The sequence below is a fragment of the Pseudomonas fluorescens genome, from assembly GCF_902497895.1.
Taxonomy (GTDB): Bacteria; Pseudomonadota; Gammaproteobacteria; order Pseudomonadales; family Pseudomonadaceae; genus Aquipseudomonas; species Aquipseudomonas fluorescens_BP.
In genome coordinates, this window is record NZ_CABVHQ010000010.1 from 72476 (window position 1) to 95562 (window position 23087).

Genomic DNA, 23087 nt, shown 5'->3' on the forward strand with positions numbered 1-23087 from the left:
TCCTACCGGGGGGTATGCGTTGTCTAGTCAGTCAGATGCAGCACGAATGACTCATAAGGCCGCAGGAATACCTGCCGATTGCGGGTTGGGCAGTCCACGTAGTTGCTGATCACCAGGCGTTGCACCATCGCGTCGCTGATCACCCCTTCCGGCAATTCGACTTTGCAGGTCGTGCCATAGAAGTTGTTCAGCACCAGCAGACGCTCGCCCTGACCTTCACGCAGGTAGGCCCAGACTTGCGGGTGTGCGGGCAACAGCTGGCGATAGACACCGTCCTGGATCAACGCCTCGCTGCGGCGCAAGGCGATCAGCTGGCGATAGTGATGCAGCACCGAAGCCGGGTCCTGGAGCTGATGTTCGACGTTGATCAGCGCCGCGTTTTCCGGCACCCCGATCCAGGGTTCGGTGGTGCTGAAACCGGCATGTGGCTGAGCATTCCAGTGCATTGGCGTGCGGCCGTTGTCCCGGGATTTCTGCATGATCGCCGCCATGTTTTCCGACTCGGATTCTCCGGCCTCGCGCTTGAGCCGATAGATGTTCAGGGTCTCGACATCGCGGTAATGGTCGATGTGATCGAACCCTGGATTGGTCATGCCCAGCTCCTCACCCTGGTACACGAACGGCGTGCCCTGCAGGAAGTGCAACGCAGTACCGAGCATCTTCGCCGAGACCACCCTATGTTCGCCGTCATCACCGAACCGCGAGACCACCCGTGGCTGATCGTGGTTACACCAGAACAGTGCATTCCAGCCCCCCCCGGCCTGCATGCCGGTCTGCCAGTCGGAAAGGATGCGCTTGAGGTCGAGGAAGTCGAAATCGGCACGAATCCACTTCTGCAGGTTCGGGTAATCGACTTTCAAATGATGAAAATTGAAGGTCATCGACAGTTCTTTCGACTCAGCGCGCGAGTAACGAATGCAGTGCTCAAGGCTGGTGGAAGACATCTCGCCGACATTGATCAGGTCATGACCTTCGAAGACTTCGCGGTGCATTTCCTGCAAGTACTGATGCACATTGGGACCGTCGGTGTAGAAGCGCCGACCGTCACTGTGATCTTCGAGGAAGTCCGCCGGTTTCGAGATCAGGTTGATCACGTCCAGGCGAAAACCGCCGACGCCCTTGTCACGCCAGAAGCGCATCATCTTGAAGACTTCGGCGCGCACCAGCGGGTTGTCCCAGTTCAGGTCGGCCTGGGTGTGGTCGAACAGGTGCAGGTAGTACTGACCGGTTTGCGCCTCGTACTCCCAGGCCGAACCGCCAAACTTCGACTCCCAGTTGTTCGGCTGATCGCGCCAGATATAGAAATCGCGGTACGGGTTATCCAGACTGCTGCGGGCCTGCTGGAACCATTGATGCTCGATGGAGGTGTGATTGACTACGATATCGAGCATCAACTTGATACCGCGTTTGCCCGCCTCGGCAATCAACAACTCGCAGTCGGCCATGGTCCCGTAGCTCGGGTCGATGGCGTAATAGTCACTGATGTCGTAGCCGTTATCGCGTTGCGGAGAACGCAGGAACGGGGTGATCCACAGGCAGTCGACGCCGAGCCAGTGCAGGTAATCGAGTTTGGCGACCACCCCGAGCAAATCGCCCGTGGCTTTGCCTGCGTGGCTGTGAAAACTCTTCGGGTAGATCTGGTAGATCACCGAACGTTGCCAGTCTTGCATGGCGTGTTTCTCCAATTAATTGTGCGGTGGCCTCATCGCGAGGCGTAGGAGCTGCCGCAGGCTGCGATCTTTTGATCTTCCACTTGAGACTCAAGTGAGCCCCAGGGAAAAGATCGCAGCCTGCGGCAGCTCCTACGGGCGATAGCGATTTATCAGGCGACTCGATACCCGGGGCGCACAATCTTCATGCTCAAGCCACAGGTCAGCACAAACGGCACCACCAATGCGATCACCATGCCGATCACGAACATCGGGATGAATTGCGGAATGATCGAGATGAAACCCGGCAGCCCGCCGACGCCGATCGCCGAGGCCTGGACCTTGTTCAGGGACAGGAAAATGCAGCCCAGCGCCGAACCGATCAGGGCGGCGTAGAACGGAAACTTGTAGCGCAGGTTGACGCCGAACATGGCCGGCTCGGTAATGCCGAAGTAGGCGGAAATCGCCGAGGTCGAGGCCATGCTGCGATCCCGGGCATTGCGGGTCATGGTGAACACCGCCAGCGCGGCGCTGCCCTGGGCGAGGTTGGACATGACGATCATCGGCCAGATAAAAGTGCCGCCCTGGGTCGAGATCAGCTGCAGGTCCACGGCGAGGAACATGTGATGCATGCCGGTGATCACCAGCGGCGCGTAGAGCAGACCGAAGATCGCCCCTCCGACCATCGGCGCCAGATCGAACAACAGGACCACGCCTTCGGTGATGAGGATCCCCAGGTGCCGGGTGACCGGACCAATCACCGCCAGCGCCAACACACCGGTGACCACTATGGTCGTGATCGGCACCACCAGCAGTTGAATGGCGTTCGGCACTCGCGCCCGCAACCATTTCTCGATAGTGCTCATGACCCAGGCCGCCAGCAGAATCGGCAGGATCTGCCCCTGATAACCGACCTTCTCGATCTGGAACAGTCCGAGGATCTCGAAGTACGGCAGGCTCTGACCGTCGAGGCCAGCGACCGCCTTGCCGTAGTTCCAGGCGTTGAGCAAATCCGGGTGAACCAGCATCAGGCCAAGCACGATGCCGAGGATTTCACTGCCACCAAAACGCTTGGCCGCCGACCAGCCGACCAATGCCGGGAGGAACACGAACGAGGTGTTGGCCATCAGGTTGATCAGACTCCAGACACCGTCCAGGTTCGGATAGGCCTCCAGCAGGGTCCGGCCTTCGATGAACATGCCCTTGGCGCCCATCAGGTTGTTGATGCCCATCAGCAGGCCGGCAATGATCAGCGCCGGCAGGATCGGCATGAACACATCGGAGAACACCCGCACCAGGCGCTGCATGGGATTGATCTTTTCGGCGCTTTTCTGTTTGACGTCGGCGATGGTCGAGGCCGCAAGACCGGTCAGCTGACGCAATGCTGCGTAGACCTTCTCCACTTCACCGGGGCCGATGACGATTTGCAGCAGACCGCCGGTGAAGAACGAGCCTTTGACCAGGTCGATCTGGTTCAGGGTGGCGTTGTCGACCAGGCTCCGGTCTTTCAGCGCCAGGCGCAGGCGGGTCACACAGTGCGCAGCCTGCTCGAGGTTGTCTGTACCGCCGAGACTCTGCAGGATCTCGTCGGCGATAGTCGGGTAGTCGTGGCTCATGCTCTTTTCTTCCGTTTTAGCTTCTTGTTATTGGAGAGTGTTATTGGCAGCACGCCGAAACGAAAAGTACTCGTCTGTACGAGTTAAAGCAACAACTCGTACAGACGAGTTGCGAAATAATTTTTATGCTCAGCCATAAATGGACAAACCCCAGCCCTGCCCTTATGGTTCCAAGCCTTGAGCACAGCGGCACAGAGCCATCCCCATGAGTAAGTACAACCAGATCTACACCGATCTGCTTGCCAGCATCACCACCGAACGTCTGGAACGCGGCGCCAGGTTGCCCTCCGAAACCGAATTGATGGACAGCTACCAGGCCAGCCGCGGTACCGTGCGCAAAGCTATCGAGCAACTTCAGGAACGCGGCTTCGCACAGAAAGTCCACGGCAAAGGCACGTTCGTCCTGTCACCGGCACCGATCGAATTCCAATTAGGCGGGATTGTCAGCTTTCAGGAAACCTACCCAAGGCTGGGCAACGACGTCAGGACCGAGGTCGTGGAGTTCAGTCAGATCCCCCTCGAAGGCGCCCTGCTTGAACACATCCAGGCGCCAGAAGGCAGCTTGATCACGCGGATCAAACGGGTGCGAAGAATCGACGGTAAACGGGTGATCCTCGACATCAACCACTTCGTCGCCGAACTGATTCCGGGGCTGGACCGCGAGATCGCCGAACACTCGATCTATGCCTTTATCGAACAGACCCTGCAGCTGCAGATCAGCTATGCCCAGCGGACCATCGAAGCCGTACCACGGGGCAAGGATGACCAGCAGCACCTGGACCTCGACGGCCAAAGCCATGTGATCGTGGTCAGCAACCAGACCTTTCTGCAGGACGGTAGGCAGTTCGAGTACACCGAGTCGCGGCATACCCTGGACAAGTTCTACTTCTCGGACGTGGCGCGGCGCTGAGAGGGATACGTCAAACCAGCGCCCGCCACTCGGCGCCCAAGGCGACACCCCGGCGGGATTCCTTGACGAGATTGACGCTTTGCGCGATCCGGGCGACGTCGATCACTGGTTGTTCAAGGCGGTAGCCGCCCTTTGCATCCAGCCAGCTCAATACCTCAGCCAGATGCCAGACCGATGTCTTGCCTTCATGCACGGCCAACGGGAAGCTGGTGCAATGAGTCAGCATCAGTTTGCGCATGTTCTGCCGCGAAACGCCGATGATCTCGGCAATATCCGTCAGGCCGACGAAGTCCGGCGCTACCTCCACCAAACGAGCGTCAGGAACGATGCGTTTGACGTCCATCAGCGCGCTCCTCAGCGCCGTTTCGGCCGTCGCGGCCTCGCGGGTGAATTCCAACGCCAGCCGGCCCGGCAATCCGACACCGATCAACGCATCATCGCAGCCTGCTGCGTATAACCGCTCGACCAACTCGTCAGGATCGCAATCGCACTGCGCGAGCTGATACTTGAGGGTGAAAATGTAGTCCATTTCGATTTCTTTTTTGAGTGAGGTGCACGAGCCCTCCATAGCTTCCAGTCTCGTCAAGAATCACAAGGTTGTCAACTGACAACTAGAAACAATCAAAAGCCGCTCGGAGGCTGGAAGATTATCTGGAGTACAGACGAGGCTGACAGTAGGCTTGGCCCAATGCCAGTCAGTTAAGGAGTTTCTGGCTCCGCACATTTCCCCGTAGCAGCTGCCGAAGGCTGCGTTCGGCTGCGAAGCAGTCGTAAAACCTGCTTCCACGGTGTGTCTGGGAATACCGCGGCGCTTGATTTTACGACTGCTGCGCAGCCGAACGCAGGCTTCGCCAGCTGCTACGGTTCGCGTACCGCCTTAACTGACCGGCATTGGGGCTTGGCCCATGTCTTTCAGGGTATTGCGAAGGGTTTTTACAACAGCTGAAACGCCAGCGGCGATCGACACCAAGGTGTCGATCGCCGCTGTTTACACGCGCAGATCACAGGCCGACGAGGCGGTCTGGATCACTCCCACTCAATGGTCGCTGGCGGCTTGCTCGACACGTCGTAGGTGACGCGGGAGATGCCTTCGATTTCATTGATGATCCGGCCGCTGACGGTTTCCAGCAGCTCGTACGGCAGGTGCGCCCAGCGGGCGGTCATGAAGTCGACGGTTTCCACCGCACGCAGGGCCACGACCCAGGCGTAACGACGGCCATCACCGACCACACCCACCGATTTCACCGGCTGGAACACCACGAAGGCCTGGCTGACCTTGTGGTACCAGTCGGCCTTGCGCAGTTCTTCAATGAAGATGTGGTCAGCGCGACGCAGCAGGTCGGCGTATTCCTTCTTCACTTCACCCAGGATCCGCACACCCAGGCCCGGGCCCGGGAACGGGTGGCGGTAGACCATGTCGTACGGCAGGCCGAGTTCCAGGCCCAGACGACGGACTTCGTCCTTGAACAGCTCGCGCAGGGGTTCAACCAGCTTGAGGTTCATTTCTTCCGGCAGGCCACCCACGTTGTGGTGGGACTTGATCACGTGGGCCTTGCCGCTTTTGGCGCCAGCCGACTCGATCACGTCCGGGTAGATGGTGCCCTGGGCCAGGTACTTGATGTTGTCGAGCTTGCAGGATTCGGCATCGAACACGTCGATGAAGGTACGGCCGATGATCTTGCGCTTCTTCTCCGGGTCCGACTCGCCGGCCAGGTTATCGAGGAACTGGTCGGCGGCATTGGCGCGAATTACTTTGACGCCCATGTTCTCGGCGAACATCGCCATGACCTGCTCACCTTCGTGCAGACGCAGCAGACCGTTGTCGACGAAGACGCAGGTCAGTTGGTCGCCGATGGCCTTGTGCAGCAGCGCAGCCACTACCGAGGAATCAACGCCGCCGGACAGGCCGAGCAATACGTTGTCGGTGCCGACCTGGGCGCGAATGTGGGCGATGGCGTCGTCAGCGATGTGCGACGGCGTCCACAGGGCTTCGCAGCCGCAGATGTCGAGGATGAAGCGCGAGAGGATGCGCCCGCCCTGCTTGGTGTGGGTCACTTCCGGGTGGAACTGCACGCCGTAGTAGCCACGGGTATCGTCGGCCATGCCGGCGATCGGGCAGCTCGGGGTGCTGGCCAGAATGTGGAAACCTGCCGGGATCTCGGTGACTTTGTCGCCGTGGCTCATCCACACATCAAGACCGAAGACGCCATCGGCATCGACATGGTCTTCGATGCCGTCGAGTACGCGGCTCTTGCCGACCACGTCGACGCGGGCGTAACCGAACTCACGCAGATCCGAACCTTGCACACGACCGCCCAGCTGTTCAGCCATGGTCTGCATGCCGTAGCAGATGCCGAACACCGGAACACCGAGGTCCCAGACGGCTTGCGGCGCGCGTGGACTGTCGGCTGCGTGCACGGACTCGGGGCCGCCAGCAAGGATGATCCCGCGCGGGGCGAATTCGCGAATCGCTTCGTCGTCCATGTCGAACGGATGCAGTTCGCAGTAAACACCGATTTCACGCACGCGACGGGCGATCAGCTGGGTGTACTGGGAACCGAAGTCGAGGATCAGGATGCGGTGGGCGTGAATGTCGAGGGCCATGGTCATTCTCGTCTAATTTCAGAAACGACACGGGGCTGAAGAAAACAGCCCCGGTTACTAAAGTCATCAATCGCCTTCGGGTCAGAACCTGAAGGCGATCACTATCAACCTACGCGATAGTTTGGAGCTTCTTTGGTGATCTGCACGTCGTGGACGTGGGATTCAGCCATGCCGGCGCCGGTGATGCGCACGAATTCAGGCTTGGTGCGCATTTCTTCGATGTCGGCACTGCCGGTATAACCCATCGAAGAACGCAAGCCACCCATCAGCTGATGGATGATCGCGCTCAGGCTGCCCTTGTACGGAACACGCCCCTCGATACCTTCCGGCACCAGCTTCTCGGCACCCGCGGAGGAGTCCTGGAAGTAGCGATCGGAAGAACCCTGGGCCTGAGACATGGCACCCAGCGAACCCATGCCACGGTAAGCCTTGTACGAACGGCCCTGGAACAGTTCGATCTCGCCCGGAGCTTCTTCGGTACCGGCGAACATCGAGCCCATCATCACGCAGGACGCACCGGCCACGATGGCCTTGGACAGGTCACCGGAGAACCGGATGCCGCCGTCGGCGATCAACGGCACGCCGGTGCCTTCAAGGGCTGCGGCGACGTTGGCGATGGCGCTGATTTGCGGCACGCCGACACCGGCAACGATGCGCGTGGTGCAGATCGAGCCTGGGCCGATACCGACCTTGACGGCGTCGGCGCCGGCTTCAGCCAGGGCCTTGGCCGCAGCGCCGGTGGCGATGTTGCCGCCGATGACCTGCACTTGCGGGAAGTTTTCCTTGACCCAGCGAACGCGGTCGATCACGCCCTTGGAGTGGCCGTGGGCGGTATCGACTACCACCACGTCAACACCGGCATTGACCAGGGCAGCGACGCGGTCACCGGTGTCTTTACCGGTACCGACCGCAGCGCCGACACGCAGACGACCCTGGTCGTCCTTGCTGGCCAGCGGATAGGCCTTGGCTTTTTCGATGTCGTTGACGGTCATCATGCCTTTGAGGGCAAATTTGTCGTCGACGATCAGCACGCGTTCGATGCGGTGTTTGTGCAACAACTCGCGAACGTCGTTCTTGTCGGCGCCTTCCTTGACCGTGACCAGACGCTCTTTAGGCGTCATCACTTCGCGGACAGTGGCTTCCAGACGATTTTCGAAACGCACGTCACGGGAAGTGACGATGCCGACCAGATCGCCATTGTGCAACACCGGAACGCCGGAGATGTTGTGCTGGCGGGTCAGTTCGAACAGCTCACGGACGGTGGCTTCGGCCTCGATGGTGATCGGGTCCTTGACCACGCCGGCCTCGTAGCGCTTGACCTTGCGCACTTCGGCAGCTTGCTGCTCGATGGTCATGTTCTTGTGGATGATGCCAATGCCGCCTTCCTGAGCCATGGCAATGGCCAGCCGGGCTTCAGTGACGGTATCCATGGCAGCGGAAACCAGAGGAATATTCAGCTCGATGCCACGGGTTAGGCGGGTCTTGAGACTGACTTCGTTAGGAAGTACCTCGGAATAACCGGGCACTAGGAGAATGTCGTCGAATGTCAGAGCTTCTTGGCTGATACGCAGCATCGCGGGGGCTCCCGAGCGGGAAAATGGAAGCGCGCCATTATAGTCAGACACCCCCTCGGGTTCAATGTAAAACTCTGTCTATTATCGACGCAGCTGATATACGGGTTTGCGGCACGAATATCCGGGATCTGCTGAAGGGACATACGTGAGCTGCTGCTCTTTGTCCTACATTTAGTCCTGCGTTTACAGTTCGACTTTTATCCAACTCACCGGTTGATCGAGCCAATCGGCGAATTCGTCGATAAAGCTCTGCTTGAACCCGGCCTCGGCCCAATTGTTGAAAATGAATCCCAGGTTGGAAAATCCGCATTCCTGCAGGAATAGAAAGCCATTGATGTCATCTTCATGCCCGCATTCCGGGCAGGTGAAGTTATCGGTGCGCCCCGGCATCCAGTCTTCCAGGCTTTCAAACAGCGCCTCACCGACCTCCTTGCGGCACTTGGCGCAGCCGGCTTCTTCGAGAAACCCCTTGGCCGGCGTATAGATGCAGCGCTTGGTGATGATCTCCAGGCCATTGACCGGCTCACCGTAAGGCAACGCCTGCGGGTACAACACCACTTCGCGTGCCCCCGGCGCAATGGCATGGGCCATGCGGTTGCCGGTGCGACCGCAGGTAGTCAGTTCTGCTTCGATAATGTTCTTGCGCACCAGCCAACGCACGATCGCCCGTGCCCGGGGTTCATGCACCGGCAGTGTGGAAATTTTCGGGACGATAATGCTTTGGGAATTCATGGGTGGGGCCTGGAGCAGTTCTGAATGATCCACCTTGTGGGATCCGAGGGCCGGCAGCTTAATCCCTGACACGATCAGGTCAAGTACTCAGATAACGGCTGATCAAGGCAATCCCGCTGGCCAGTACCAGCCAGGTCACCAAGCGCACAAACGCCTCACGGGACAGCTTCATGATCAAGCGGCGGCCGATCCACAGGCCCAGCGCCATTGCCGGCAGCAAACACAAGGCCAGTAATAATAAGGGTAGCTCGGCATACACCCCCGCGAGCAGAAACAGGCTCAAACGCACCACGGTGCTGCAACTGATCAACGCACTCTGGGTCGCCCGCGCCGCGTCCTTGGGCAAGCGGCTGTTCAAATAGATTGCATATAAAAAGCCGCCGCTGCCAAACAGCGCGCCAAACAAGCCGCCCACCGTACCCATCGGAATCGCCCAACCAGCAGCCAGCTGGGTGGGACGAATTTTCACCGCCAGGCTGTAAATCGCATAAGCGCTGATAAACAGCCCCATCAATAACAGCAATACATCGGACTTGAGGTTGAGCAGGAAAATCACCCCCAAGGTGCAGCCCAGTGCCATGCACGGCAGCAAGCGCAATAACTCCGGCCTGGCCACCTCTCGCCGCGACGGCAGCCAGTTGCCGAACGCCGCGACAAAATCCAGCAACACCAGCAGCGGCACGATCTTCGAGAGCGGTAAAAACAAAATCAGAATCGGCCCCGCCACCAGCGCCGTACCAAAACCGGCGACGCCGAACACGATATAGGCCAGGGCAACGCCCAGCTCGATCAGCAGCCAATCCACGGCGCCGAACGGCCATTGATTCAACAGTGCGACAACACTCATGGGTACGACATCCTTGGTCTTTTTCAGAATGACTTTAGAGAGTGGCGAGCCTTGCGACTAATATCTTCATAGCCGCCAACTTATCTCGAAAAGGCATGACTCATGATCTCAACCCGCCAGCTACGTTATTTCGTCGAGATCGCCGAGTCCGGCAGCTTCAGTGCTGCTGCCGAGCGTTTGTTCGTTGCGCAATCGGCCCTGAGTCGACAAATCAAGGAGCTCGAGGGCCAACTACAAACGCCTCTGTTCGAACGTACCGCTCGCCAACCGCACCTGACAGCTGCCGGCGAGGCCTTTTATCCAAGAGCCAGAAACCTCTTGAGCGAATTGAACAAGGCCAGCGAAATGGCGACACAGGTGGGCAACGGCCAACTCGGCACCTTGCGCCTGAGCCACTCCAGCACAGTGCCAATGAGCGGACGCCTGCTGCAAGGCATCAGTGGTTATCTGGAGCACTGTTCCGGCGTGTCCATGGACATAGTGAAACTCTCTTCCGACGTACAAATTGAAGAGCTGGCCGAGGGTCGGCTGGACATCGGCCTGTTGCGCTTGCCGGTATTGCGCCAGCGCGACGGGGTACAGATTGTGCCGCTCTATAGCGAGCGGCTCTTGCTTGCAGTACCGCCCGACCATCCCTTGACAATGAATACACCTGAGCAAGGCATCGACCTCGCTCTCTTAAAGGACCAGCCATTTATCTCCATCCCCCATCCGCAACGGGGTGGACTCAGCTATTTGTCCGCAGAGTTGTGCATGCGCCAGGGCTTTTTTCCCAAGGCTGCACGCGTAGTGTCGCGCAAGACCACGCAACTGCAATTGATTCAGGCCGGTTTTGGTATTGCCCTGCTCCCTGAGTCGATGCAAGACATCGCCCCGGCGAACATTCATTTCCTGCCCTTGGCCGACCCAGACTGCCAAAGCACCATCGCGCTCGCCTACCGCCAACATCCGACACCGCTGGTGGAGCAATTCGTCCAACACTTCAGCAGCAACTTACACCATGGGAGCGGGCCTGCCCCAATGCCGGTCCGTTAAGGGAACCCCCTGGATGCTGCGCCCTGATCCGGAATCCACCCCTCACCCCAGCCCTCTCCCCACGGGGGAGAGGGAGCAGAATGTGGGTTTCTGAAGATGTGCTGCGACCTGATCGAAATTCGTTGAATCCATAATCGACCCGGTTTCACAGGTCGCTGCAACTCGGCAGACACCCAAGATCAACCCCCTCTCCCCCGTGGGGAGAGGGCTGGGGTGAGGGGTGGTTCTTGAGCCTGGCGAACAATCGGAAGCGCTCCTCGCAAAAATGCCAATTAACCGACCGGCATTGGAGCACCCCACACACGGTGCATAGGGCAGCGATCAGCCATGGAGATTGTCGGTCAAATGCCTTTATCATGCGCCCCATGATTAAAGACCCCTTTGCAAGACTCGGCCTAGACCGCGAAGTCCTGACTGTCAGCCAGCTCAACGGCCGTGCGCGGGTGTTGCTGGAAGATGTGTTCAGTAACATCTGGGTCGAAGGCGAAATTTCCAACCTCGCCCGCCCGGCTTCCGGCCATGTGTACTTCACCCTCAAGGACAGCGGCGCCCAAGTGCGTTGTGCGCTGTTCCGGCAGAATGCTGCGCGCGTTCGCCAGGTATTGAAAGATGGCCTGGCGGTGAAGGTGCGCGGCAAGGTGTCGCTGTTCGAAGGCCGTGGCGACTATCAACTGATTCTCGACACCGTGGAGCCGGCCGGTGATGGCGCGCTGCGTCTGGCATTCGATGCGCTGAAGGAAAAACTCAGCGCCGAGGGCCTGTTCAGCGCTGAGCGCAAAGTGCCGTTGCCCGCCCATCCGCAACGTATCGGTATCATCAGTTCGCCGACCGGCGCGGTGATCCGCGACATCATCAGTGTCTTCAACCGCCGCGCGCCGCACGTCCGATTGACCCTGATCCCGACTGCCGTACAAGGCCGCGAAGCCACGGCACAGATCGTCCGCGCCCTGAAACTGGCCGATGCCCGTGGCTTTGACGCGCTGATCCTGGCGCGCGGCGGTGGCTCGCTGGAGGACCTCTGGTGCTTCAACGAAGAAGCCGTCGCCCGTGCGGTGGATGCCTGTGTCACGCCGATCGTCAGCGCCGTCGGCCATGAAACCGATGTATCGATCAGTGACTTCGTCGCCGACGTCCGCGCACCGACGCCCTCCGCTGCCGCCGAATTGCTCGCGCCGGACTCCAGCGATCTGCAACACCGGGTCGAAAGCCTGCACCGCCGTCTGGTGATGCGCATCCGCGACCGACTGATGCGTGACCGCCTGCGCCTGGAAGGCATGGCGCGACGCTTGCGTCATCCCGGAGAACGCCTGCGCCAGCAAGCGCAACGCCTGGACGATCTGGACATGCGCATGCGCCGCGCTTTCGAGCGCAGCCTCAATACCCGCCGCGAGCGCTTGATCCGCCTGGAAACCCGACTCGCCGGGCAGCATCCCGGGCGCCAGCTGGCGCTGCTGCGCCAGCGCCTCGACAGCCTCGCCGAACGCTTGCCCCGGGCGATGCGCGAAGGTCTGAAGGCGCGTCGCCTGCAGCTGCAGAGCCAGATGCAAACCCTGCATGTGGTCAGTCCGCTGGCGACCCTCGGTCGTGGTTACAGCATCCTGCTGGACGAACGCGGCCAGGCCATTCGCAGTGCCGCCCAGACCCATCCCGGCCAGCGTCTGAAGGCCAGACTCGGCGAAGGCGAATTGCAGGTGCGCGTCGAAGACAACCACCTGACGCCTGTCACCCTTTCTTTACTGGATTGATCCATGCCGCGTTTTCTTTGCACCCTGCTGTTGCTGTGCCTGACCCTCAATGCCCATGCCGACAGTTACATCACCCGCCTGCTGAACAAACCGGTGCCCGGTGGCGTGGCGGTGGTCGATCTCGGCACTTCGGCTCAAGCCCCCAAGGCCAGCTATCAGGGAAAACCGCTGCTGGTGGTCAAGGAACAGAACAACTGGCTGGCGATTGTTGGCGTGCCCTTGACCGTCAAACCCGGCAGCCAGCAAATCAATGCAGGCGGGCGCAACCTGAGTTTCACCGTCGGCACCAAGCAATACCCGGAACAGCGCATCACCTTGAAAAACCAGCGTCAGGTCAATCCGAACCCGGAGGACCTCAAGCGCATCGACGCTGAATTGACCGAACAGATCAGCGCCTACCGCAGCTTCAGTCCGAACACCCCGAGCAACCTGCTGCTGGACAAACCGGTCAACGGGCCGCTTTCCAGCAAGTTTGGCGTGCGCCGGTTCTTTAACGGCGAAGAACGCAATCCCCACGCTGGTCTGGACTTCGCGGTACCCGCCGGCACTCCGATCAAGACCCCGGCCGCCGGCAAGGTGATCTTGCTCGGCAATTACTTCTTCAATGGCAACACGGTGTTCGTCGACCACGGCCAGGGCTTTATCAGCATGTTTTGCCATATGTCGAAAATCGACGTGAAGGTCGGCCAGCAATTGGCCCGTGGCGCAGTGGTGGGCAAAGTCGGCTCCACGGGGCGGGCGACCGGGCCGCATATGCACTGGAACATCAGCCTGAATGATGCCCGAGTTGATCCGGCGATTTTTATTGGGGCGTTCCAGCCCTGAGAGGTGTGGTGAGGCAAAGGGCCCTATCGCGAGCAAGCTCGCTCCCACAGTTGATCGCATGCGAACACACATTTTGTGTCCGCCATCTATCTAATGTGGGAGCGAGCTTGCTCGCGATGGCAATCCCAAAACCAACATCGCAACAAAGCCTGGCAAACACTTAAAAACTCAATTGCTAACCTTTGTACATCAGCGCAATTTAACCAACACCAAACACAATCCTGCGCTACAAAATCTCGAATTACCGCAAAAAATCAGAAATTATCTCAATTTTTTTCACCTGCTTGCCATCCTTCATCCCAATGGTTAGGGTTGAAGACATGAAAACCTCTCACACCCTCATTCAGCGACGCCAACACCGCAGCCTCTGCCTCGTCAGTGCACGACTGCCAGGGTGAATCGCGGTGCCTCGCCCCCAGCTACATCAATAGAAAATGATTCAACGGCAGGCCGCCTCTTTTCGGCCAACACCATAGGGATTTCCTGATGACCATGCTCAAAGACCCGTCCTCGAAGTACCGCGCATTTGCGACCATTGATATCCCGGACCGCACCTGGCCTTCGAAAACCATCACCGCCGCGCCGATCTGGTGCAGCTCCGACCTGCGCGACGGCAACCAGTCGCTGATCGAGCCGATGGACGCAGTCAAGAAGCTGCGCTTCTGGAAAACCCTGGTCGCCGTAGGTGTGAAAGAGATCGAAGCCTCCTTCCCTGCCGCTTCGCAAACCGACTTCGACTTCGTCCGTACCTTGATCGAAGGCGGCCACATCCCGGACGACACCACCATCCAGGTGTTGACCCAGGGTCGTGAAGACTTGATCGAGCGCACCTTCGAATCCCTGCGCGGCGCGAAAAAAGCCATCGTTCACCTGTACAACGCCACCAGCCCGTCCTTCCGCAAGATTGTCTTCAATCAGGACAAGGCCGGGGTCAAGGCGATTGCCGTCGACGCCGCCAAGCTGTTCGTCAAATATGCCGCCAAGCAGCCGGACACCGAGTGGACTTTCGAGTACTCGCCCGAGACCTTCAGCGCCACCGAAGTGGAATTCGCCAAGGAAGTCTGCGACGCGGTGATCGAGGTCTGGAACCCGACGCCCGAGCACAAAATGATCCTCAACCTGCCGGCCACCGTCGAATGCGCGACGCCGAACATCTATGCCGACCAGATCGAGTGGTTCGGTCGTCACATCAACCGTCGTGACAGCGTGATAATCAGCCTGCACACCCACAACGACCGTGGCACTGGCGTTGCCGCCACCGAGTTGGGCCTGATGGCCGGCGCCGACCGTGTCGAAGGCTGCCTGTTCGGCAACGGCGAGCGCACCGGTAACGTCGACCTGGTCACCGTGGCGTTGAACCTCTACACCCAGGGCATCCACCCTGAACTGGACTTCTCGGATATCGACGGCGTGCGCAAAGTCGTTGAAGAGTGCAACCAGATCCCGGTACACCCGCGTCACCCGTACGTCGGCGACCTGGTTCACACCGCGTTCTCCGGCTCGCACCAAGACGCCATCCGCAAAGGCTTCGCGCAACAGAAACCGGACGCCTTATGGGAAGTGCCGTACTTGCCGATCGACCCGGCCGACATCGGTCGCAGCTACGAGGCGGTGATCCGCGTGAACAGCCAGTCGGGCAAAGGCGGTATCGCTTACCTGCTGGAACAGGAATACGGCATCAACTTGCCGCGTCGCATGCAGATCGAGTTCAGCCAGGTGGTACAGCGTGAAACCGATCGCCTGGGCCTGGAAATGACGGCCCAGCAGATCCACTCCTTGCTGCACAGCGAATACTTGCAGGCCAACCTGCCTTATGCGCTGGTCAGTCACCGCTTGCAGGAAGAGAACGGCAACAGCGCGGTCGACGTCGAGGTTCACTGCGACGGCGAAACCCAGCACTGGCGCGGCAAGGGCAATGGCGCCCTGGAAGCGCTGGTAGCCGGTCTGCCGATTGCCGTGGAGATCATGGACTACAACGAACACGCGATCGGCGCGGGCACCAATGCCAAGGCTGCGGCCTACATTGAACTGCGGGTCAATGGCGAACGTGCGGTCCACGGCGTGGGCATCGACGAAAACATCACCACCGCCAGCTTCAAGGCCCTGTTCAGCGCGCTGAACCGCTCCCTGAGCCAGACACAAGCCCAAGAAGCGGCATAACCAGTCGTTGAAATACAAAAGGCCCCGGGGTGATGCCTCGGAGCCTTTTTTGTTTTAGCCATTTTGAAGATCAAAAGATCGCAGCCTTCGGCAGCTCCTACAGGGATCGCATTCCAGCGTAGGAGCTGCCGAAGGCTGCGATCTTTTCGCTGAGCCCCCGATCTCAGCTGAACTATTTTTGTGTTGCCTGTCATGCCCCATCGCGAGCAGGTCTGATCGCCGCACCGTCGCTCCCGCATTGGATTTTGGGTGAACCCATAATTTTGCGTTCACACAATCTACGGTGGGAGCGAGCCTGCTCGCGATGGCGGCAGGTCAGGCAACGAGAGTATCAGGTGAATTCAAAGGTATCGGCATCCAGATTAGCCGGGAAGCGCTTGCGATAAGCCGCCAGTTCCGCCACATCCAGAACCACCTGAAACACCCCATCTGCCTCACCGGCACTCAGCAGGGTTTCACCCTGGAAATCCAGGACCTGGCTGTCGCCGGTATAGGCGAAGCCCTTGCCGTCGGTGCCTACCCGATTCACCGCCGCCACATAGCAGAGGTTTTCGATTGCGCGCGCCGGCAACAGGCGATTCCAGTGCTGACGCCGCGCGCCAGGCCAGTTGGCGGTATACAGCAGCAAATCGGTGTCCTGAGCATCGCGGCTCCACACCGGGAAGCGCAGGTCATAGCAAATCAACGGCCGGATCCGCCAGCCTTTGAGTTCGAACTGCACCTGGCGCTCGCCCGGAGTGAAGTGGTTGTGCTCACCGGCCATACGGAACAGGTGGCGCTTGTCGTAGTGCCAGACTTCGCCGTCGGGACGCGCCCACAGCAAGCGATTGCGATGGCTGCCATCGGCGGCCTGGACGATCACAGTGCCGGTAATCACCGCATCGAGTTTTTTCGCCTGGCTGCGCAACCACTTGCTGGTGGGACCGTTTTCCGGCTCGGCCAGGGTTTCGGACTCCATGGAAAAACCGGTGGTGAACATCTCCGGCAGGATGACCAGGTCTGCGCCCCGGGCTTGTTCCAGCAGCTGCTCGAAATGCTCGAAGTTGGCCTGACGGTCATGCCAGGCCAGCGTCGTCTGGATCAGTGCAACGTTAAGGTTCGGCAGTGCACTCAGATCACGCATAATTTCTCCGCTGCTTCACGCAGCGTCTCCTCGCGTTTGGCAAAACACAGGCGCACCAGACGCTGCCCTGGCGGCGGGCTCTGGTAGAACACCGAGACCGGAATCGTCGCCACCCCGTGCTCGCGGGTCATCCATAGCGCCATGTCGACGTCATTGAGGTCCGGGCGAATCTGCGAGTAGTCGACCAACTGGAAGTAGGTGCCGGCGACCCGCGTGAAACTGAATCGTGAAGGCATCAGCAAATCGCAGAACAGATCGCGCTTGGCCTGATAGAACGCCGGCAGTTCCTCGACATGTTCAGGGTGCTCGGCCATGAAGTCGGCCAAGGCATATTGCAGGGGCGTCACGCCGCAGAAGCTCACGTACTGATGCACTTTACGCAGCTCGGCGGTGAGCGCCGGCGGTGCGACCACGTAGCCGGTTTTCCAGCCCGTGACGTGGTAAGTCTTGCCAAACGAACTGACCACAAAGGCCCGCTGATACAGCTCTTCGTGGGCCAGCACGCTGGCGTGGGGCACGCCGTCGAACACCAGGTGCTCGTAGACCTCGTCGCTGATCAGGTAGATGTCGCGATCGCGGATCAAGTCTGCCAGTTGGTCGAGCTCGGCCCGACTGATCAGTGCGCCACTGGGATTGTGCGGCGAGTTGAGGATGATCATCCGCGTACGCGGGCTCAGTGCTTCAGCGAGCTTCTGCCAGTCGATGGCGAAATCATTCAGGCCCAGCTGCACATGCACGCAACGGCCGCCAGCAAGTTCCACCGAGGGCTCATAACTGTCGTAGCACGGGTCGAACACTATGACTTCATCACCGGGATGGATCAGCGCTTGAACGGCGCAGAAAATTGCCTGAGTCGCGCCGGGGGTGATGGTCACTTCCGTGTCGGCATCCACCGTGCAGCCATAGCTGCGGGCGATCTTGGCCGCGACCTGCTGGCGCAACGCTGGCAGGCCGGTCATCGGTGAATATTGGTTGTGGCCGCTGGCGATGTGCCGGCCTACGGCATCACGCAGGGCCTGCGGGCCGTCGAAATCGGGGAAGCCCTGGGACAGGTTGAGCGCGCCGGTTTCCACCGCGAGCTGCGACATACGAGTGAAGATGGTAGTGCCGACATTCGGCAGCTTGCTGGTGATCATCGGTGGTTCCCTGCTGACACCCGGCTCTACGACGGCACGGGAGAGCCCGAGGATAGCCCAAACGGCAGGCACGAAAAAGGGCGCCATGGGCGCCCTTCTGGTAATGCACATACTTCTGATCTTGCCGATGACTTGTGGCAAGCGGGCTTGCCCGCGCTGGGTCGCGAAGCGGCCCTAAAATCTGCAACCGAGGTGTTTTCAGGAGGAACACATCGGCTGGTTTTACGACCGCTGCGCGGCCGAACGGGGCGATGCGGCGTTCCGACAAGCCCCCTCGCCACAAAGAGCCCGCCCGGAAAAGGCGGGCAGGCTCGAGAATCAGCGTTTGTCTTTACGCTTCTTCTCGGCTTTCTTGTGGTGAGTCATCAAACGACGCTTCTTGTTGACCTGGCGGTCGGTGAGCGTGTTCTTCAGGCCTTCGTACGGGTTCTCGCCACCTTTGAATTCGATACGGATCGGCGTGCCGACCAGTTTCAAGACGCGGCGGTAAGTGTTTTCCAGGTAACGGACGTAGGATTTCGGAACCTTTTCCACCTGGTTACCGTGGATCACGATGATCGGCGGGTTGGCACCACCCAAGTGGGCATAACGCAGCTTGATCCGACGGTTGTTGACCATCGGTGGCGCGTGCTCGCCGACCGCATCTTCAAGGATCTGGGTCAGGCGGTTGGTCGGCCAGCGGGTGACCGCGGACTTGAACGAGTTCTGCACCGACTGGTACAGGTTACCCACCCCCGTGCCGTGCAAGGCCGAGATGAAGTGGATGTCGGCGAAGTCAACGAAGAACAGCCGACGTTGCAGCTCGATCTTCACGAACTCGCGTTCGCCAGGCGTCATGCCATCCCACTTGTTCAGTGCGATAACCAGGGCACGACCGGCTTCCAGGACGAAGCCCAGCAGGTTGAGGTCGTGATCGACCACGCCTTCGCGGGCGTCCATGACGAAGACCACCACGTTGGCGTCTTTGATCGCCTGCAGGGTTTTCACCACCGAGAACTTTTCAACTTCCTCGTGGATCTTGCCGCGCTTGCGCACACCGGCGGTGTCAATCAGCGTGTACTTCTCTTCGTTACGCTCGAAGGGAATGTAGATGCTGTCGCGGGTGGTGCCGGGTTCGTCATACACGATAACCCGGTCTTCACCGAGCATACGGTTGACCAGGGTCGACTTGCCGACGTTCGGACGACCGATGATGGCGATCTTGATACCGTCTTTTTCGCTCGGGCCTGGAATGCGCTTGGCTTCCTGACCTTCGGCAACGATTTCTTCTTCGCCTTCTTCCGGTTCTTCCTCATCTTTCGGGAAATCGCGCAGGCAGATTTCCAGCATCTGCGTGATGCCGCGACCGTGGGCACCGGCGATCGGAATCGCGTCGCCCATGCCCAGAGGGCTGAACTCGGCGCGGGCCAGCTCAGGGTCGATGTTGTCGACCTTGTTGGCGACCACATAGGAACGCTTGTTGCGCTTGCGCAAATGCTCGCCAATCATTTGATCGGCAGCGGTGAAACCGGCGCGGGCGTCTACCAGGAACAGGACGACATCGGCTTCTTCAATGGCCAGCAGCGACTGCTCGGCCATTTTTTCGTCCATGCCATGTTCGTCACCGGAGATACCACCGGTGTCGACCAGAATGTAGGAACGCCCTTGCCACTTTGCCTCACCGTACTGGCGATCACGGGTCAGACCGGACAGGTCGCCGACAATGGCGTCACGGGTCCTGGTCAGGCGGTTGAACAAGGTGGACTTGCCGACGTTCGGTCGACCCACCAGGGCGATTACGGGAACCATGCGGCTCTCCACTGCGTTATTTCAGAAAATACAAAAGCCGCTGCTGGGCAGCGGCTGGTGCTCGGGGCAGCACTGTAGGAGCTGCCGGTCGACGCTCGATTGCTCGAGAAAAACCGAAAGGCGCCGCGTTCATCCAGCAAACACGCGTCATCGTTAACGTCCATCGCGAGCAAGCTCGCTCCTACAACAATGCGGCTTGGGGGGTCACCCCAAGCATAGTCAAAGCATTACTTGATGGTCAGGGCTTCCAGCTTGCCACTGTTGCCATACACATAAATCGTATCACCCACTACCAGCGGACGGGCACGCAGGCCATCGCTGTCGATGCGCTCACGACCGACGAAACGGCCATCCACCTGGCTCAACAGGTGCAGGTAGCCTTCCATGTCACCGACTGCCACGTAGCTGGAAAACACTTCCGGTGCCGAGAGCTGACGGCGCGCCAGCGAGTCGTTGGTCCACAATGCTGTGGTCGAACGCTCGTCGACACCCTCCATGGTGCCCGAAGCCAGGCTCACGTAAACGCTGCCAAAACCTTGAGCAACGCCGGCATAGCTGGAAGCATCACGCTGCCAGAGCGGGCGACCGCTTTCCAGATCCAGGGCCGCAACGCGACCTTGATAGCTGGCGACATACAGGGTGCTGCCGGACAGCAGCAGGCCACCGTCGATGTCGACCACACGATCCAGCTCCGAACGACCTTGCGGAATGGCAACGCGTTGTTCCCAGACCGGCACACCGTTGGAAATATCCAGTGCGACCACTTTACCGGTCGACAAGCCGGCAACCGCCAGGCGGCTGGTAACGATCGGCGCACTGGTGCCGCGCAGAGTCAGGACCGCCGGAGTGCTGTCGTAGAGCCAGCGTTGATTGCCAGTGGCGGCGTCGAGGCCGATCAGACGGTCATCCTGAGTCTGAATCACCACCACGTCACCGTTGGTGGCAGGCGGTGCGAGCACTTCACTGGTCACGCGAGCGCGCCATTTCTCTTCACCGCTGCTCGAATCCAGCGCTACCACTTCGCCTTTCAGCGTACCGATCATGACCAGACCGTAACCCACACCAACGGCGCCGGAAACAGGCAGTTCGAGATCTTTCTTCCATTTGACGTCGCCGTTACTGCGATCCAGCGCCATGATCACGCCGGTGACATCGCCCGCATAGAGGGTGTCGCCATCAATCGCCGGCACCAACATGTTGAAGGTCTTGCCCTGGCCGTCACCGACCGAACGACTCCACTGCTTTTGCAGGACCACTTCTTCCTTGAAGTCGACCAGCTCAGCCGGTGGCAATTCTTTTTTGCTGTTGCTGCTGCAACCCGCGGCCAGAACGGCCAGAGTCAGCAATGCTGCATGTTTCCAACGGATCACGTCACGCATCCCCTTTGGCCAGGTCGTCCAGCTTGATTTGTAAACCACCGACCGCCGCCTCATCGGACAACGCAGCCTTGGCCTTTTGGTACGCAGCATAGGCTTCGTCGGTACGACCCAACTGGACCAGCAGATCACCCTTGAGCTCTTCACGAGTGGCCAGGAATGCCTTGTCGGTATCGCCTTCGAGCAGCTTCAGGGCTTCGTCGGCCTTGTTCTGTGCAGCCAGCACCTGAGCCAGGCGCTGACGGGCGACTTCACCCAGGGTCGGGTTGGCCGGTTTGTCGGCCACGGCCTTGAGCTCCTTCACCGCGTCATCCAGCTTGCCGGTCTCGACCGCGACTTTCGCCACGAACAGGCTGCCATACTGGGCGTAGGCGGTGCCGCCGAACTCGTTGTTCAACTTGCCGGCCAGGTCCGCAACACGGGCGGGGTCAGGCTTGCCGTCTGGGGTCAGGGTCGTTTCCAGCAGTTGCTGATAGAGCATCGAGGCGCCTTGCGACTGATTGCTCTGATACTTCTGAAACGCCTGCCAGCCGAACACGATAACCAGCGCCAACAGGCCGCCAGTGAGCAGAGGTTTGCCGTTACGCGTCCACCAGTCCTTCAAATCCGCCAGCTGTTCATCTTCGCTACTCGACACCCCAATACTCCTTATTCGCTAAATCGGCTGTTTGACAGCTTCAACCCTGCACGACGCAGGTGGCCAGGTGCGCAGCAAGCGCGTCCCAGGCGATGCTTTGTTGTTCGCCCTGGCCACGCAGCGGTTTGAAACCCACCACTTGCCGGGACAATTCGTCGTCACCGAGAATCAGTGCATACAGCGCACCGCTCTTGTCGGCTTTCTTGAACTGGCTTTTGAAGCTGCCGGCGCCGGCATTGATCTGCAGGCGCAGGTTCGGCAATTGATCGCGTACCTGCTCGCTCAAGGTCAGGGCGGCGATTTCGGCCGCTTCACCGAAGGCACAGAGGTAGACATCGACCTGGCGGGAGATTTCTTCCGGGATCTTTTCCAGGGTTTCCAACAGCAGTACCAGACGCTCGATACCCATGGCGAAACCAACGCCCGGGGTCGGCTTGCCGCCCATCTGCTCGACCAGGCCGTCGTAACGGCCACCGGCACATACCGTGCCCTGGGCGCCCAGTTGATCGGTGACCCACTCGAAAACGGTCTTGCTGTAGTAATCCAGCCCGCGCACCAGCTTCGGGTTGAGCACATACGGAATATCGGCAGCATCCAGGCGAGCCTTGAGGCCCTCGAAGTGCACGCGGGATTCTTCGTCCAGGTAATCGGCCATTTTCGGCGCGTCTGCCAGCACGGCTTGAGTCTCGGCGTTCTTGGTATCGAGCACGCGCAACGGGTTGGTTTTCAACCGGCGCTGGCTGTCTTCGTCCAATTGATCGAGGCGAGCCGAGAGGTACTCCACCAGTGCCTCGCGATAACGACCGCGGGACTCGCTGGTGCCCAGGCTGTTGAGCTCGAGCTTGACCGCGTCACGGATGCCCAGCTCGCCCCAGAGGCGCCAGGTCAACACGATCAGCTCGGCATCGATGTCCGGACCGTCGAGGTTGAAGACTTCGCAACCGATCTGGTGGAACTGGCGATAACGGCCTTTCTGCGGACGCTCGTGGCGGAACATCGGGCCGATGTACCAGAGTTTCTGCACCTGGCCGCCACCGGTGATGCCGTGCTCGAGCACTGCGCGCACGCAGGCCGCGGTGCCTTCAGGGCGCAAGGTCAGGGAATCGCCGTTGCGGTCGGCGAAGGTGTACATCTCTTTTTCGACGATGTCGGTCACTTCACCGATGGAGCGTTTGAACAGCTCGGTGAACTCAACGATCGGCATACGGATCTGCTTGTAACCATAGTTATCCAGCAGACGCGAGACGGTACCTTCGAAATGACGCCACAGGGGAGTCTGCTCGGGCAGGATGTCGTTCATGCCACGAATGGCTTGCAAAGACTTGCTCAC

Annotated in this window: 18 protein-coding genes; 5 read left to right on the forward strand and 13 right to left on the reverse strand. The window is 59.7% G+C overall.

The annotated features are described in order from the left end of the window. Positions 1-23: 23 nt before the first annotated feature. A complete protein-coding gene (gene treC, locus F8N21_RS07530; RefSeq protein WP_150641523.1) occupies positions 24-1670 on the reverse strand; it encodes an alpha,alpha-phosphotrehalase in 1647 nt (548 codons plus the stop codon). A 152-nt stretch (positions 1671-1822) separates the two neighbouring features. Next, complete coding sequence (treP, locus tag F8N21_RS07535) at positions 1823-3265, reverse strand: PTS system trehalose-specific EIIBC component (RefSeq protein WP_150641524.1); 1443 nt, start codon at positions 3263-3265, stop codon at positions 1823-1825. A gap of 205 nt (positions 3266-3470) precedes the next feature. On the opposite strand from treP, the gene treR reads away from it, so the two are divergent. Continuing rightward, entirely contained in the window at positions 3471-4175 is a 705-nt protein-coding gene (gene treR, locus F8N21_RS07540) for a trehalose operon repressor (protein WP_150641525.1), read from the forward strand. A gap of 10 nt (positions 4176-4185) precedes the next feature. On the opposite strand, the gene F8N21_RS07545 is transcribed toward treR, so the two are convergent. The 5 genes from F8N21_RS07545 to F8N21_RS07565 all read right to left on the reverse strand — a co-directional run bounded on the left by F8N21_RS07545 (position 4186) and on the right by F8N21_RS07565 (position 9932). Beyond that, complete coding sequence (locus F8N21_RS07545) at positions 4186-4704, reverse strand: helix-turn-helix transcriptional regulator (RefSeq protein ID WP_150641526.1); 519 nt, start codon at positions 4702-4704, stop codon at positions 4186-4188. Positions 4705-5201: 497 nt separating this feature from the next. After that, the gene (gene guaA, locus F8N21_RS07550; protein WP_150641527.1) at positions 5202-6779 is read right to left on the reverse strand and encodes a glutamine-hydrolyzing GMP synthase; all 1578 of its coding nucleotides are present in this window, start codon (positions 6777-6779) and stop codon (positions 5202-5204) included. 104 nt (positions 6780-6883) lie between these two features. Next, complete coding sequence (guaB, locus tag F8N21_RS07555) at positions 6884-8353, reverse strand: IMP dehydrogenase (protein ID WP_150641528.1); 1470 nt, start codon at positions 8351-8353, stop codon at positions 6884-6886. Positions 8354-8536: 183 nt separating this feature from the next. Continuing rightward, positions 8537-9085, reverse strand: coding sequence for a sugar ABC transporter ATPase (locus tag F8N21_RS07560; RefSeq protein ID WP_150641529.1), 549 nt, complete (start codon positions 9083-9085; stop codon positions 8537-8539). Between the two features lie 79 nt (positions 9086-9164). Continuing rightward, complete coding sequence (locus F8N21_RS07565; protein ID WP_150641530.1) at positions 9165-9932, reverse strand: sulfite exporter TauE/SafE family protein; 768 nt, start codon at positions 9930-9932, stop codon at positions 9165-9167. 102 nt (positions 9933-10034) lie between these two features. On the opposite strand from F8N21_RS07565, the gene F8N21_RS07570 reads away from it, so the two are divergent. The 4 genes from F8N21_RS07570 (at position 10035) to leuA (ending at position 15697) form a co-directional block, all read left to right on the forward strand. Beyond that, positions 10035-10967, forward strand: a complete 933-nt coding sequence (locus F8N21_RS07570; RefSeq protein ID WP_150641531.1) for a LysR family transcriptional regulator — start codon at positions 10035-10037, stop codon at positions 10965-10967. A 365-nt stretch (positions 10968-11332) separates the two neighbouring features. Continuing rightward, on the forward strand, positions 11333-12712 hold the full coding sequence (xseA, locus tag F8N21_RS07575; protein ID WP_150641569.1) for an exodeoxyribonuclease VII large subunit: 1380 nt from the start codon (positions 11333-11335) through the stop codon (positions 12710-12712). Positions 12713-12715: 3 nt separating this feature from the next. Continuing rightward, complete coding sequence (locus F8N21_RS07580) at positions 12716-13537, forward strand: M23 family metallopeptidase (protein WP_150641532.1); 822 nt, start codon at positions 12716-12718, stop codon at positions 13535-13537. Positions 13538-14023: 486 nt separating this feature from the next. Continuing rightward, on the forward strand, positions 14024-15697 hold the full coding sequence (gene leuA, locus F8N21_RS07590) for a 2-isopropylmalate synthase (protein WP_150641533.1): 1674 nt from the start codon (positions 14024-14026) through the stop codon (positions 15695-15697). A gap of 331 nt (positions 15698-16028) precedes the next feature. Here the strand turns inward: leuA and F8N21_RS07595 are convergent, their stop codons facing one another. The 6 genes from F8N21_RS07595 to hisS all read right to left on the reverse strand — a co-directional run bounded on the left by F8N21_RS07595 (position 16029) and on the right by hisS (position 23087). Continuing rightward, positions 16029-16820: an amidohydrolase gene (locus tag F8N21_RS07595; protein WP_150641534.1), complete on the reverse strand. Its 792-nt coding sequence runs from the start codon at positions 16818-16820 to the stop codon at positions 16029-16031. Then, positions 16808-17956, reverse strand: a complete 1149-nt coding sequence (locus tag F8N21_RS07600) for a pyridoxal phosphate-dependent aminotransferase (protein ID WP_150641535.1) — start codon at positions 17954-17956, stop codon at positions 16808-16810. Before F8N21_RS07600 ends, F8N21_RS07595 begins: the two co-directional genes overlap by 13 nt. A 318-nt stretch (positions 17957-18274) precedes the next feature. Then, positions 18275-19744, reverse strand: coding sequence for a ribosome biogenesis GTPase Der (gene der / locus F8N21_RS07605; protein ID WP_150641536.1), 1470 nt, complete (start codon positions 19742-19744; stop codon positions 18275-18277). Between the two features lie 227 nt (positions 19745-19971). Continuing rightward, positions 19972-21123: an outer membrane protein assembly factor BamB gene (bamB, locus tag F8N21_RS07610; protein ID WP_150641537.1), complete on the reverse strand. Its 1152-nt coding sequence runs from the start codon at positions 21121-21123 to the stop codon at positions 19972-19974. After that, positions 21116-21757: a tetratricopeptide repeat protein gene (locus F8N21_RS07615; RefSeq protein ID WP_150641538.1), complete on the reverse strand. Its 642-nt coding sequence runs from the start codon at positions 21755-21757 to the stop codon at positions 21116-21118. The genes bamB and F8N21_RS07615 overlap by 8 nt, the downstream gene beginning before the upstream one ends. Positions 21758-21797: 40 nt before the next feature. Continuing rightward, positions 21798-23087 carry a histidine--tRNA ligase gene (gene hisS / locus F8N21_RS07620; RefSeq protein WP_150641539.1) on the reverse strand — a complete coding sequence of 430 codons (1290 nt, stop codon included), beginning with the start codon at positions 23085-23087 and terminating at the stop codon, positions 21798-21800.

Coding starts and splice junctions, on each gene's coding strand:
- xseA (WP_150641569.1), top strand. CDS start 11,333: ATGATTAAAGACCCCTTTGCAAGACTCGGCCTAGACCGCGAAGTCCTG.
- F8N21_RS07595 (WP_150641534.1), bottom strand. CDS start 16,820: ATGCGTGATCTGAGTGCACTGCCGAACCTTAACGTTGCACTGATCCAG.
- treR (WP_150641525.1), top strand. CDS start 3,471: ATGAGTAAGTACAACCAGATCTACACCGATCTGCTTGCCAGCATCACC.
- treC (WP_150641523.1), bottom strand. CDS start 1,670: ATGCAAGACTGGCAACGTTCGGTGATCTACCAGATCTACCCGAAGAGT.
- der (WP_150641536.1), bottom strand. CDS start 19,744: ATGGTTCCCGTAATCGCCCTGGTGGGTCGACCGAACGTCGGCAAGTCC.
- F8N21_RS07560 (WP_150641529.1), bottom strand. CDS start 9,085: ATGAATTCCCAAAGCATTATCGTCCCGAAAATTTCCACACTGCCGGTG.
- bamB (WP_150641537.1), bottom strand. CDS start 21,123: ATGCGTGACGTGATCCGTTGGAAACATGCAGCATTGCTGACTCTGGCC.
- F8N21_RS07600 (WP_150641535.1), bottom strand. CDS start 17,956: ATGATCACCAGCAAGCTGCCGAATGTCGGCACTACCATCTTCACTCGT.
- leuA (WP_150641533.1), top strand. CDS start 14,024: ATGACCATGCTCAAAGACCCGTCCTCGAAGTACCGCGCATTTGCGACC.
- F8N21_RS07580 (WP_150641532.1), top strand. CDS start 12,716: ATGCCGCGTTTTCTTTGCACCCTGCTGTTGCTGTGCCTGACCCTCAAT.
- F8N21_RS07545 (WP_150641526.1), bottom strand. CDS start 4,704: ATGGACTACATTTTCACCCTCAAGTATCAGCTCGCGCAGTGCGATTGC.
- guaA (WP_150641527.1), bottom strand. CDS start 6,779: ATGGCCCTCGACATTCACGCCCACCGCATCCTGATCCTCGACTTCGGT.
- F8N21_RS07570 (WP_150641531.1), top strand. CDS start 10,035: ATGATCTCAACCCGCCAGCTACGTTATTTCGTCGAGATCGCCGAGTCC.
- F8N21_RS07565 (WP_150641530.1), bottom strand. CDS start 9,932: ATGAGTGTTGTCGCACTGTTGAATCAATGGCCGTTCGGCGCCGTGGAT.
- guaB (WP_150641528.1), bottom strand. CDS start 8,353: ATGCTGCGTATCAGCCAAGAAGCTCTGACATTCGACGACATTCTCCTA.
- treP (WP_150641524.1), bottom strand. CDS start 3,265: ATGAGCCACGACTACCCGACTATCGCCGACGAGATCCTGCAGAGTCTC.